This window comes from Acinetobacter sp. CIP 102637, from assembly GCF_000368425.1.
GTDB lineage: Bacteria > Pseudomonadota > Gammaproteobacteria > Pseudomonadales > Moraxellaceae > Acinetobacter > Acinetobacter parvus.
The window spans coordinates 346,032-358,585 of record NZ_KB849434.1 but is presented as its reverse complement, the minus strand read 5'-3'; the positions used below and the strand labels follow the sequence as shown (position 1 = coordinate 358,585).

Annotated in this window: 14 protein-coding genes and 1 pseudogene; 7 read left to right on the top strand and 8 right to left on the bottom strand. The window is 44.9% G+C overall.

Annotation, left to right across the window (positions count from 1 at the left end):
• Position 1: 1 nt before the first annotated feature.
• From F967_RS02120 to F967_RS02100, 5 genes are all read left to right on the top strand, one after another.
• Positions 2–3,130 carry an efflux RND transporter permease subunit gene (locus tag F967_RS02120; protein WP_004797865.1) on the top strand — a complete coding sequence of 1,043 codons (3,129 nt, stop codon included), beginning with the start codon at positions 2–4 and terminating at the stop codon, positions 3,128–3,130.
• Positions 3,131–3,262: 132 nt separating this feature from the next.
• Positions 3,263–3,640, top strand: coding sequence for a hypothetical protein (locus F967_RS02115; protein ID WP_004679195.1), 378 nt, complete (start codon positions 3,263–3,265; stop codon positions 3,638–3,640).
• 145 nt (positions 3,641–3,785) lie between these two features.
• Positions 3,786–4,889 carry a molecular chaperone DnaJ gene (gene dnaJ / locus F967_RS02110; protein WP_004760314.1) on the top strand — a complete coding sequence of 368 codons (1,104 nt, stop codon included), beginning with the start codon at positions 3,786–3,788 and terminating at the stop codon, positions 4,887–4,889.
• 115 nt (positions 4,890–5,004) lie between these two features.
• Positions 5,005–5,826, top strand: coding sequence for a 4-hydroxy-tetrahydrodipicolinate reductase (gene dapB / locus F967_RS02105; protein ID WP_004679191.1), 822 nt, complete (start codon positions 5,005–5,007; stop codon positions 5,824–5,826).
• 93 nt (positions 5,827–5,919) lie between these two features.
• Complete coding sequence (locus F967_RS02100; RefSeq protein WP_004797863.1) at positions 5,920–6,567, top strand: START domain-containing protein; 648 nt, start codon at positions 5,920–5,922, stop codon at positions 6,565–6,567.
• A gap of 40 nt (positions 6,568–6,607) precedes the next feature.
• Here the strand turns inward: F967_RS02100 and F967_RS14695 are convergent, their stop codons facing one another.
• Positions 6,608–6,766 (bottom strand): hypothetical protein, encoded by a 159-nt coding sequence (locus F967_RS14695; protein ID WP_409723782.1) that lies wholly within the window; start codon positions 6,764–6,766, stop codon positions 6,608–6,610.
• On the opposite strand from F967_RS14695, the pseudogene F967_RS13475 reads away from it, so the two are divergent.
• Positions 6,703–6,936, top strand: a pseudogene (locus tag F967_RS13475) (IS982 family transposase); the annotation flags it as partial. The gene F967_RS14695 and the pseudogene F967_RS13475 sit on opposite strands and share 64 nt — an antisense overlap.
• Before the next feature lie 12 nt (positions 6,937–6,948).
• On the opposite strand, the gene ahr reads toward F967_RS13475, so the two are convergent.
• The 7 genes from ahr to F967_RS13470 form a co-directional block, all read right to left on the bottom strand.
• Entirely contained in the window at positions 6,949–7,974 is a 1,026-nt protein-coding gene (gene ahr, locus F967_RS02090; RefSeq protein WP_004797861.1) for an NADPH-dependent aldehyde reductase Ahr, read from the bottom strand.
• A gap of 27 nt (positions 7,975–8,001) precedes the next feature.
• On the bottom strand, positions 8,002–8,556 hold the full coding sequence (locus F967_RS02085) for a DNA-3-methyladenine glycosylase I (RefSeq protein WP_004797859.1): 555 nt from the start codon (positions 8,554–8,556) through the stop codon (positions 8,002–8,004).
• A 36-nt stretch (positions 8,557–8,592) separates the two neighbouring features.
• The gene (locus tag F967_RS02080) at positions 8,593–8,838 is read right to left on the bottom strand and encodes a hypothetical protein (protein ID WP_004777603.1); all 246 of its coding nucleotides are present in this window, start codon (positions 8,836–8,838) and stop codon (positions 8,593–8,595) included.
• Between the two features lie 9 nt (positions 8,839–8,847).
• Entirely contained in the window at positions 8,848–9,351 is a 504-nt protein-coding gene (locus F967_RS02075; RefSeq protein ID WP_171062713.1) for a M23 family metallopeptidase, read from the bottom strand.
• A 70-nt stretch (positions 9,352–9,421) separates the two neighbouring features.
• Positions 9,422–10,459: an A/G-specific adenine glycosylase gene (gene mutY, locus F967_RS02070; protein ID WP_004797858.1), complete on the bottom strand. Its 1,038-nt coding sequence runs from the start codon at positions 10,457–10,459 to the stop codon at positions 9,422–9,424.
• 378 nt (positions 10,460–10,837) lie between these two features.
• Positions 10,838–11,608, bottom strand: coding sequence for a dienelactone hydrolase family protein (locus F967_RS02065; protein ID WP_228127263.1), 771 nt, complete (start codon positions 11,606–11,608; stop codon positions 10,838–10,840).
• Between the two features lie 115 nt (positions 11,609–11,723).
• Positions 11,724–11,882, bottom strand: coding sequence for a DUF1328 domain-containing protein (locus F967_RS13470; RefSeq protein ID WP_004679179.1), 159 nt, complete (start codon positions 11,880–11,882; stop codon positions 11,724–11,726).
• Between the two features lie 185 nt (positions 11,883–12,067).
• Between F967_RS13470 and F967_RS02055 the strand changes: the two genes are divergently transcribed.
• Positions 12,068–12,520: a YcgN family cysteine cluster protein gene (locus F967_RS02055; RefSeq protein ID WP_004683652.1), complete on the top strand. Its 453-nt coding sequence runs from the start codon at positions 12,068–12,070 to the stop codon at positions 12,518–12,520.
• The last annotated feature ends 34 nt before the right edge of the window (positions 12,521–12,554 follow it).

The following is a 12,554-nucleotide window of genomic DNA, read 5'->3' as shown; positions in this document are numbered from 1 at the left end:
CATGAAATTTAACCTTTCAGAATGGGCGCTGAAGAATAAGGGCATTGTTCTGTATTTTATGCTGTTACTTGGCATTGTTGGGGTGATGTCCTATTCCAAGCTGTCACAGAGCGAAGACCCACCTTTTACCTTTAAAGTGATGGTGGTGCAGACCTATTGGCCAGGAGCAACGGCTCAGGAGGTTGCAACCCTGGTGACAGATCGCATTGAAAAAGAACTGATGACCACAGGGCAATATGAAAATATTCGGGCATATTCACGGCCTGGGGAATCTATGGTCACGTTTATTGCTAAGGATTCCTATCGTTCTGAGCAGATTCCTGACGTTTGGTACAACGTGCGTAAAAAGGTCAATGACATTCGCTCGCAACTGCCAAGCGGTGTGCAGGGGCCGTTCTTTAATGATGAGTTCGGCGATACCTTCGGCAATATCTATGTCCTGACGGGCAAAGATTTTGACTATGCGGTAATGAAAGAATATGCCGATCGTTTGCAACTACAATTGCAACGGGTCAAGGATGTCAGCAAGGTGAATCTTGTTGGTCTACAAGACCAGAAAATCTGGATTGAGCTGTCCAATACCAAGGCGGTGCAGCTTGGCGTCCCTGTCACAGCCATTCAGGAAGCGATTCAAAAGCAGAATGACATGGCAGGTGCGGGCTTCTTTGAAACAGGCACAGACCGTATTCAAATCCGAGTTAGCGGACACTTACATAGTGTCGATGACCTTAAAAAAATGCCGTTATTGGTGGGTGATAAAACCATTCAACTTGGTGATGTTGCTGAGGTCTATCGCGGCTTTAGTGAGCCTGCGCAGCCACGTATGCGTTTTATGGGCGAAAATGGGATTGGCATTGCGGTGTCCATGCGTAAAGGTGGGGACATCATTGCATTGGGCAAAAATTTAGAAACCGAATTTAACAGTCTACAAAAAAGCTTACCTTTGGGCATGAAACTGCAAAAAGTTTCAGACCAACCTGTTGCAGTACAACGTAGTATTCAAGAGTTTTTAAAAGTTTTAGCTGAAGCGGTCATCATCGTATTATTGGTCAGTTTCTTCTCGCTTGGTTTCCGTACTGGCTTGGTGGTGGCGTTTTCGATTCCATTGGTTTTAGCAATGACCTTTGCTGGGATGAGTTTATTTGACGTTGGCTTACATAAAATCTCATTAGGCGCATTGATTCTTGCGCTGGGTTTGTTGGTTGATGATGCCATTATCGCCGTGGAAATGATGGCGATCAAAATGGAGCAAGGCTACAGTCGACTCAAGGCCGCAGGCTTTGCTTGGCAAACCACCGCCTTTCCAATGTTGACAGGAACCTTGATCACCGCGGCAGGCTTCCTGCCGATTGCCACGGCCCAATCAGGTACAGGTGAATATACTCGTTCCATTTTCCAGGTAGTCACCATTGCCCTGATTGTGTCGTGGATTGCGGCGGTATTGTTTGTACCTTATCTGGGTGAGAAGCTACTGCCTGACTTCACCAAACAACAGCAGAAAGCGGCATGGTATCTACGCCTATGGGCGCGACTGCGTAAGCAACCTGAGCCTGTGGTTGAGGCACATGGAACGCATCACGATCCTTATCAATCCAGGTTTTACCAGTCTTTCCGTAATGTGGTGGAAATCTGTATTACCTATCGTAAAACGGTAATTGCTATTACGGTGGGTATCTTTGTGTTGTCTGTTGCGATGTTTAAGTTGGTACCGCAACAATTCTTCCCCCCATCGAATCGTGCTGAAATTTTAGTGGATTTAAAGCTGGAAGAAGGGGCTTCCCTAACAGCGACAGAACAAGCAGTACATAAGGTAGAACAATTCCTATCCAAACAAAAAGGGATTGATAACTATGTGGCTTATGTCGGCACAGGTTCACCACGTTTCTATCTGCCTTTAGATCAACAATTGCCACAAGCCAGTTTTGCCCAGTTTGTGGTGCTTGCTTCTTCTCTGGATGACCGTGATGAAATCCGCCGTTCTTTAGAGACACAAATTAAGCAGTTGTTGCCTCAGGTGCGTACTCGTGTGTCTTTACTCGAAAATGGTCCACCTGTGGGTTATCCATTGCAGTATCGGGTCTCAGGTGAAGATTTGGCAACGGTTCGGGCAGAGGCTCAGAAAGTGGCTAAAGTGCTGAGCGAAGACCCAAACACCACTAATGTACATCTGGACTGGGGTGAACCAAGCAAGATTATTGCCATTGAGATTGATCAGGACCGTGCGCGTCAAATGGGCGTTTCCAGTGTTGATCTGGCCAATTTCCTCAATGCCTCAGTGACAGGCGCGGTGATGAATCAATATCGTGAAAAACGTGAACTCATTGAAATTCGTTTACGTGGTGATAAGTCAGAACGTGTCGAAGTGGCTTCGTTAGCAAATTTAGCCGTGCCAACCACCAAAGGAACCACTGTACCTCTAGCACAAATAGCAAAAATTGAGTCACGTTTTGAAGAAGGTTTAATTTGGCATCGTAATCGTTTACCGACGATTACCGTTCGCGCGGATATTCGTACCCATTTACAACCTGCAACAGTGGTTCAGCAATTGGCGGAAAAGATGCAGACTCTACGTGCCGATTTACCAAATGGCTATTTACTTGAGGTGGGTGGTACAGTTGAGGAGTCGGCCAAAGGTCAAAATTCTGTGAATGCAGGTATGCCACTGTTCCTTGCGGTGGTCATGACCCTGTTGATGATTCAGTTGCGTAGCATGTCTCGCGCGACCATCGTCTTGCTGACCGCACCGCTTGGCCTGATTGGGGTGGTGGCGTTCCTGTTGTTGTTCAATAAACCGTTTGGTTTCGTGGCCATGCTCGGAACCATTGCCCTGTCTGGCATGATCATGCGTAACTCGCTGATCCTGATTGACCAGATTGAGCAGGACATTCAGGCAGGGCATGAACCGTGGGACGCGGTGATTGGTGCCACCATGCGCCGCTTCCGTCCGATTGTGTTAACCGCACTTGCCGCAGTACTTGCGATGATTCCATTATCACGCAGTATTTTCTTTGGTCCGATGGCGGTTGCGATTATGGGTGGCTTGATTGTTGCGACCTTATTAACCTTATTTTTCTTACCTGCACTCTATGCCGCTTGGTTTAAGGTCAAGAAAGCAACACATCTATCGTAATTATTTTGTGAATAAAGGTGCGAAATATTGAAAATTTTAATATAGTAGCACCTATATTTTAAGACCAAAAAATAATTGAATTTCATTGCATGACTGTTTTGGCAAAATGCGGTGAATGAGGTGATCTAGAGCATGGGGCAAGACAGTATTGAGCAGCATCGCCGCTATGTGGCGATATCTTATGTGTTCATGTTTCTTGCATTATTTACAATCGTGTTTGCAGTGTTTGCGTATCTGCTGGCACGAAAAGTTGCGACTGCGAATAATGCTGAAGTATGGATACACGCGCATGCACTGTGGATTATGCGTAATGTGCTGCTGTTTATTCTGATGGCTTTCTTTGCTGCCCTGTGGTTTATTCCACTGTTCTTTTTTGTCTGGAACAGCGCCCTCTGGGTGACCGCCATGACGGTTGTGGGTGTGGTGTTTAGCTCGATTGCATGGCTATTTCTGTTGAATGCATGGCTGAAAGGTATTGCCAGATACTTTAGAAATAAAGCGGTTTTCTAAATTTATCGCTTTTTTTATCACAATCACTCTTGTAAACGTATTGTACAGGCCCTATTAAGGCTTTGTTGACTTTAGAAATAAAATGTCAGCAGAGCCTATTTGTTTTTTCAAGTTTGAATAAATTCCGTGAGGAGCATCGCCAACCATGGCTAAACGTGATTATTATGAGGTTTTAGGCGTTTCGAAAACCGCAAGTGATGATGAGATTAAAAAAGCCTATCGTAAGTTGGCGATGAAGTATCATCCAGATCGTAACCCAGATAACGCTCAGGCGGAAGAAAAGTTTAAAGAAGCAGCAGAGGCTTACGAAGTACTTTCTGATGGCGAAAAACGCAGCATGTATGATCGTGCTGGTCATAGTGCCTTTGAGGGTGGTTTCGGTGGCGGTGGTGGTTTTAGTGCGGAAGACATCTTTAGCCAGTTTGGTGATATTTTTGGTGGTGCTTTCGGTGGTGGTGGTCGCCAGCAACAACGCCAGCGCCGTGGTTCAGACCTCCGCTATGTGATGGAATTGACGCTTGAAGAAGCAGTCAAAGGCGTGAAAAAAACGATTACTTTTACTGCACCAGCGCCGTGTGAAACATGTGATGGTAAAGGTTCTAAGAATCCAAATGATGTGGAAACCTGTCGTACCTGTCATGGTGCTGGTCAAGTACGTATGCAGCAAGGTTTCTTCTCGGTTCAACAAACTTGTAGTACTTGCCGCGGTCAAGGCAAAATCATCAAGAATCCATGTAACACCTGTCATGGTTCAGGCGTTGCAGACCGCCAGCAAACGCTTGAAGTCACTATTCCTGCAGGTGTGGACAATGGCGATCGTGTTCGCTTAACAGGTAAAGGTGAAGCGATTCGTGATGGTCAGGCGGGTGATTTATACGTTGAAGTCGTAGTTCGTGAACATGAAGTCTTCCAACGTGACGGTGCAGACCTGTATATGGATGTGCCTGTCAGTATTGCAGATGCTGCATTAGGTAAAGAAATCGAAATCCCGACGCTGGATGGTCGTGTCAGCTTAAAAATCCCAGAAGGTACTCAAACAGGTAAGCTATTCCGCTTACGTGGTAAAGGTGTTCGTCCTGTACGTAGCAGCATGGTCGGTGACTTATTGTGCCGTATCGTGGTAGAAACCCCTGTGAATTTAAACAGTCGCCAACGTGAATTGTTGAAAGAGCTGCAAGCGTCTTTTGATGGTGATGGTCATGCTTCATCGCCAAAGAAAAAATCATTCTTTGATCGCTTATTTGATTAATAGACGGCAACAGAAAAACCTGCTGCGGCAGGTTTTTTTATGGGAAATTTTTAGCGTAGGCACAGAGTTTTGCTATAGTAGCGGAATTGTTTAAATAAAAGACTGGGAAAAAATTATGTCAACTTCTCCACGCATTGGAATCTTGGGTGCAGGCGGACGCATGGGGCGTATTCTGATTCAAGCAGTACAACAAGCAGGCTACCAACTGGCAGCAGCTGTTGAACGTCCAGAAAGCAGTTTGGTGGGTGCAGATGCAGGGGAACTTGCGGGTGTGGGAAGTCTGGGCATCAAGGTGGTGGGAAGTTTAAGTGAAGTTTTAAAAGACTGTGATGTGGTGATTGACTTTACTGCACCAGCCGCCACCGAACAGCACTTGAAACTGTGCCGTGAAGCGGGTGTGGCCATGGTGATTGGCACCACAGGCATGAATGATGAACAGAAAGCATTTCTGGATGAAACGGCGACACAAACACCAGTCGTGTATGCCGCGAACTATTCTGTGGGTGTAAACGTTTCCATTAAATTACTGGAACTGGCGGCAAAAGTGTTTGGTGATACCGTTGATATTGAAATCATTGAGGCACATCACCGTCATAAGGTGGACGCGCCGTCTGGCACCGCGTTTATGATGGGTGAGGCAATTGCTGATACCTTGGGTCGTAACCTCAAGGAAGTGGCGGTGTATGGTCGTGAGGGCTATACAGGTCCACGTGATCGCCAGACCATTGGTTTTGAAACCATTCGTGGAGGTGACATCGTCGGTGAGCATACGGTGATGTTTATTGGTGAAGGGGAGCGTGTGGAAGTCACCCATAAAGCCACCAACCGTATGAACTTTGCTTCAGGCGCAGTACGTGCAGCCGCCTGGGTAGTGGGCCGTGAAGCTCGTAAATATGACATGAAAGATGTTCTGGGCTTTAACGATATTCAGGTATAACACATCAATTTTCGCACTATCCAGCGCCTGGCGAGCCTCCATTTGTAGGGGTGAAACAGGCACTCACGACCATTAAAATAAATTGAGCATGACATGAAAAAAAAACATCTTGTTGCCGCACTTCTCAGTATCACCAGCCTGACAGCCACGGCTGCAACAGACGCAGCCAAACTCAGCCTAAACCGCAATAACATTAAAGTCTGGACCTATCAGACAGAGAATAATCCTGTCTTTCAGTACAAAGCAGAAACGACTTTTGATGTACCTTTGGAACGGGCAGTTGCAGTAGTACTTGATGTTGAACGCACACCACAATGGGTACCTTATGTTGCTAAGGCACAGCTTTTGTCTCGGGATGAAAAGAAAGGGGAATTTACCCTGTATATGCTGTTAGATTTCCCATTTCCTTTGAAAGACCGTGACTTGGTCATTAAAGGCAAAATGAATAAAAATGCTGATGGGAGTATTAGTATTAAGAATAACGCGATTAAAAATAGTTACCCTGAACAACCTGATGTGATTCGTTTGAATCAATATACAGGAGATTGGACGTTCCAAAGACTTACCAATAATAAGGTTAAAGTCATGACTACTGGTTATGCCGACCCAGCAGGTTCGATTCCATTGAGTTTTGTGAATATGTTTGTGCAGCAGCAACCGTATCAAATGCTGATGAAGATGAAGAAAGAAATTTACAATCCATTATATGCGCAGCCACATCTACCTGATTTGCTTAAATAAATAAAAAAGCCTGATTCAATCAGGCTTTTTTTATTGGCATTTAACTCTGAGGACATTGCTGTAATGTTGAATCTGCCTTGGAGGATAATTTGATCTGGATAAACACCAAGATTAAACCAATCGCTGCCAACACCGCCCCAATCCCTGGATGCTTTTGATAGTGCAGTATTAAGAAAACGAGGAACGATTGCAGCTCCATTTCATCTGATGAAAAGCCAGTTTGATCTTGAACATACTCGCCACAGATCAAAAATAGGGCTACTGACTACAATATTTGCTGCTTTAACATTATATGCTTTGATGCTTGTAAATGGATATAAGTCTGGGATTCAGCAGATTTTAAAACCGATTGAATTAAAATCTGCTTAAACCGAATTCACTTTAATCAAAGTCTGCTTTAAGTACAATACGATAACGTGCTTGACCTGAATGGAGTCGTTCAATGGCTTCATTGAGTTGAGACATTGGAAATAGCTCAATTTGTGGCGCAATATTTTTACGTGCGGCAAATTGTAGTAATTGGCGCAGTGCTAAAGGTGACCCAGTTGGTGAAGCTGTAACAGATTTCGCTCCACTCATGATAGTACCTACAGAAACTGGAATAGGCTCTAAGGTAATACCCAAGAAATGCATACTACCATTCGGTGCCAAGGTATTGAGATAGGCTTGCCAATTCAGGGTTACATTGACGGTGCTAAGCAATAGATCAAATTTGCCACGTTGCGCTTTGATCGCTTGAGCATCACGACTATTTACCACATGGTCAGCGCCCATGGCTTTGAGCTCTTCAGTTTTGTCTGGATTTGAACTAAAGGCGGTAATCTCACAACCCCAAGCCTTAAGTAACTTGATGGCCATATGCCCTAAACCACCAATCCCAATCACACCGACATGATGTGTTGCTTGGATCTGATGTTTAAGTAAAGGATCAAACACGGTAATGCCGCCACAAAGCAATGGTCCTGCACTTTCAGGATCCAAACCCTCTGGTAGAGGAATGACCCATTGCCAACCTGCGCGAACTTTTTCTGCAAAGCCACCCGCATGACCAACGATAGTCGCAACGCTGCCACCCGTACATAAAACTTGATGACCACCAATACATGGATCGCATGCTTGGCAACTTTCAGCTGTCCAACCAATGCCAACACGTTGACCAAGTTTCAGTCCTTTGGCTTCTGAACCGAGTGCGATAATTGTGCCAATAATTTCATGTCCAGCGACAGCAGGATAAACGGATGAACGCCATTCATTATTGATCACAGACAAATCAGAATGACATAAACCGCAGTATTCAACTTTAACTTCAACCTGATGTGGCTTTAATTCACCTGCATCAAATTGATAAGGAACCAATTGCTCGCCTGCCTGCATGGCAGCATAAGCACGAATTTGGTTATTACTCATTATTATTTTCCTTTTATAAAGAATGGATTATTTAAACTCACAATGATTTTCGTGATCGTTAACCATTCCCACTGCCTGCATAAACGCATAACAAGTTGTGGGACCAACAAACTTAAAACCACGTTTTTTTAAGGATTTGGACAATTTCTGGCTCATTTCGGTTTGTGCAGGTGCATCACGGTAATTCAGCACATCATTATTTGGTGTTTGATGATCGACAAAACTCCAAAGCCAAGAGGAGACATCATCTACCTCATCCTTAAGCTTGAGCCATGCAATCGCATTATCCCGAATGGCTTTTAATTTACCTAAATGGCGGATAAGGCCTGCATGACTAAGCTTATTTTCCAGTTGCTCATCGCTGAGGGTGGCAATCTGCGTGATGGGATATTGAAAGAAATGTGTGCGGTAGTTTTCACGTTTTTTCAATACGGTAATCCATGACAATCCCGCCTGCTGCCCCTCAAGGCACAGCATCTCAAACAGCTGTGCTTCATTATGCTCGGGCTTGCCCCATTCTTTATCGTGGTAGGCGATATAGAGCGGATCAGAGGAACACCAGCCACAGCGTTGAATTGTCATATTGGATGCTTCCTATTGTTATTATCAGGGAAAAATTTAGAGTTTGAATGTGACCCAGTCATCTTGACGGGTATCCCAATAATACAATTCCGCTGTGGTTAAATCAGTAAATTTAAGCCAAAAGTCCTTGCCTGATTTATCTGCAAAACCTGTGCTAATCAGCAGAGCATCTTCGGTAATTTCCATAATCCAGCCTTGATAGCTTGCACCATTGATGATGATTTTCTGTTGATTTCCAGACTCTGCAAATTTAACCAGTCGTTCAATCAATGCTTCTGACATGCTGTGTTCCTAACGTAAATATGAGTATGGATTGACTGCACCACGCCCTTTGCCATTTAAATAAATACCATAATGTAAATGTGGGGCAGTGTGGCGGGCATTGCCTGTATTGCCCACATAACCAATGAGGTCGCCCTTATGAACATAATCCCCCACATTAAGCCCCCGTTTATGACCATCTAAATGGGCATAGTAGTGCCAAGAACCAGATGGCCCAAGAATCCAGATGACCTTACCACCTAAATTATTATTACGTAAATCAGCCACTAAGCCCTCAGTGGCACTATACACTTTCGTGCCACGCTCCGCCATGATGTCAATGCCTTCATGGCTGCGACCATGACTGCGTGCCGAACCCCAGGTATCACGCAATTGATTGCGACTGATCCCCTTGACAGGAACAGGCAGGCGGCTGTCCAGACGCATCATTTTAAGTTTGTTCACCTGTGCATTTGGCAAGGATGCAGGCTTCTTTGGTGCAGTGGTACATGCTGAAAAGATTAGCATCAGCATGGCAAGAACCGTATAGCAAATCGGGTAACGCACACAAACTCCTTGCGTTCGAATTTACAGCATGCAGGTTTTAGGCCTTTTGTTTGGCTGTAATCAGTTTTTTCATGGCCGTTGGAATGCCTTTGGCAATCGCGGCTTCTGGACAGAGCCATATTCCATTCAGTTCAATGCTGAGCTGTTCTTTTTGGTCATGTTCCACGTGGAACAGTTTTTCATTGAGCACCCATGTGAAATGAGTGAAACTATGGCTAATCTGCAAAGATGATACTTGAGCTTGCAGCTTAAATTGTTGTTCAATCTGTTGTAATTCAGTTGCCTGCTCAATGATCGGCAGGCAATACAATCCGCCCCATAGACCATGAGCTTCACGTTGTTGCCAAAACCATTCATCACCCGACTGGATCACAACCACATCAGCCGTTCTGACAGGAACGGGTTTCTTGGCCTTTTTGAATGGCAGTTCCTGTTCAAGCCCTTGTTGATAGGCCTGACAATGTTGCTGCATTGGGCAGTATAAACATAAAGGCTTTTTAGGTGTGCAGACGGTAGCACCCAAATCCATGATTGCTTGGGTGTAATCATGGTTACGTTCTTTCGGACACAGCTGTTCCGCAATTTGCCATAAAGCACGCTCATGCTGTGGCTTGGATAAATCATCTTCGATGGCAAGGAAACGGGCCAATACCCGTTTCACGTTGCCGTCCATAATCACGCCATATTGTCTTAAACCCAGCGACATCAGTGCGCCCGCAGTAGAGCGGCCAATGCCTGGCAGCTCAATCCATTGTTCCAGTGTTTCAGGAAGTTTGCCTTGCTGACTGACGATGGCTGCGGCTTTGTGCAGATTGCGTGCACGGGCATAGTAGCCTAAACCAGCCCAATAAGGGGCAACCTCATCCCAACTGGCCTGACCAAGATCGTCTACGGTTGGAAACCTTTCGATAAAGCGATCAAAATATCGCAGAACAGTTTTAACTTGAGTTTGTTGCAGCATGATTTCTGAGACCCAGACCTTGTAGGGATTATCGGCAATTTGCCAGGGCAGGTTATGGCGACCATGTTGGTCGTACCATGTCAGGAGTGCGTCAGAAAATGAAAAATCAGGCATGAATCAGAACAATCAAAAGCAGAGGGGTAGTATAGCGGAAATGGGGAGAGGGGTTTTGTTACTTTTGACCCGTCAAAAATAAGGCATCGCTTACGCAAATTATATTTGATTTCGTATGGCTTATGAGGCTGTATAGTTTCTTCTAAATGGAGTCATGCCGAGTACTCCTCCAATTTTAGGATAAGCTTTCAGCTGGACTTACTTTTCAAGGATGAAAAGTAAGCAAAAATCCTTTGTTTGGCTGACGGCACATCCTTGATGCCGCAGCCAAACAGGCGGCATCCATGCCGCCTTTGCACGAGCAAATATTTTCAAAATTTTAGATCTCAGATTTGCACTAGCAGCTATTTCCGAGAACCTAAATTTTGTATTTACCGATTACTTCAAATGCTTATCTAACAACTCATACATGGCTTCAAGACCCTGACGTTCAGCCTCGGCGTTATAGCCTAAGTCAACATTATTGGCTTTGGCCCGTTCATCAGCAAGCGGATTACTAAAACCGTGTTTGGCATCCTCAAAAATAATCACTTCATGATCCACTTCTGCGTCATGCATTTCCTGACGGAAGCTTGCCACATCGTCCAGTGTCACCATGCTGTCGAGTTCGCCATGCAGTACCAGAATCTCAGCTTTCACCTTACCTTTCTCTGCTGGAGTGCCAGTCGCCAACACGGCATGGAACGTTGCCACTGCCTTGAGATCAGCACCAGAACGTACCAGATCAAGTACCACCTTGCCGCCATAACAGAAACCAATTGCAGCCAGCTTTTCCGCATTGACTCCTGGTTGTGCTGCTAAAGCATTCAGGCCTGCCTGAGCGCGGTTGACAATGGTGTCTGGTTGTTCAAAAGTCTGGTTCATCCATGCTGAGGCTTGTGGTACATCCGTAGTAACTTTCTTGTCGCCATACATGTCAATCGCCAGCGCAGCAAAGCCATGCTCCGCCAACTCACGGGCGCGCTGTTCTGTATAGTCATTACGACCCCACCATTCAGGTGCAACAATCACACCTGCAACAGGTTCATCTGTAACAGGTGCAGCAAAATAGCCAATAAGGCGTTCGCCATCTGGAGCGCTATATTCAATTTCACGGGTATGGATGGCAAAGTTCATTCTATTGTCCTGATCTGTATTGTTAGAATGCATTGATTAAAACATAAAAATAATGGTTTGCTGGAGAAGAAATAAATAGAAACATGATTTTTATCAATAAAAAAAGAAGAATATTAAATTCTTCTTTTTTATTCTCTCTAAAATTTTTTTAGACTCGACCTCTGGAAATAAAACCAACAATTGCCAAAATTACGGCAACCACGAGTAAAATCACAGCAAAGTCTTTAGATAAACCTGCAACACCACCAAAACCCAACAAGCTGGCGATTAATGCAATAACTGCAAAAATAATAGCCCAACGGAACATATTAATATCTCCTCAATTTTTCGTTATGTTTAAAATATATCTTGACTTTTCTGAATAAAATGTACTGTTTCTGTGGTATGAGTGTGTAATAGTTAAAGAATTGTTAATGAACAGATCACTGCGCTGGCCCATCAGAAGTCTGGTCAATGTTATAATCAGCTCAAACTGAAACTGAAAAACGGCCTATGTCATCTGAACTCCGTCCAAACTTCTGGAAACACTACCCACTTGAGCAGCTTAGCCTGACTGAATGGGAAGCCTTGTGCGATGGTTGTGGTTTGTGCTGTCTGGTCAAGCTTGAGGATGAGGACACTGCTGAGGTGGCCTATACCAAGGTGGCATGTAAATTACTGGACTGTAAAACGGCACGCTGTTCAGATTATCCAAACCGCCAGCAACGGGTGCCTGACTGTATCCAACTCACGCCAGAACGCTTGCAGACCATTTCATGGCTGCCTCCAAGCTGTGCTTACCGTCGCTTAAAGGATGGGAAAAACCTGCCCTCCTGGCATTACCTGAACACAGGCTCACGCCAGAGTGTGATCAAGGCGAAGAAATCGGCCGCTGGACGTTGTATTTCAGAAGATGAGGTCGATCAGGAACAGATTGAGGACTATATTGTGCGCTGGGTGCGTTAAGCACAAATTTAACGGTTGGTATTTGATAAAGCAA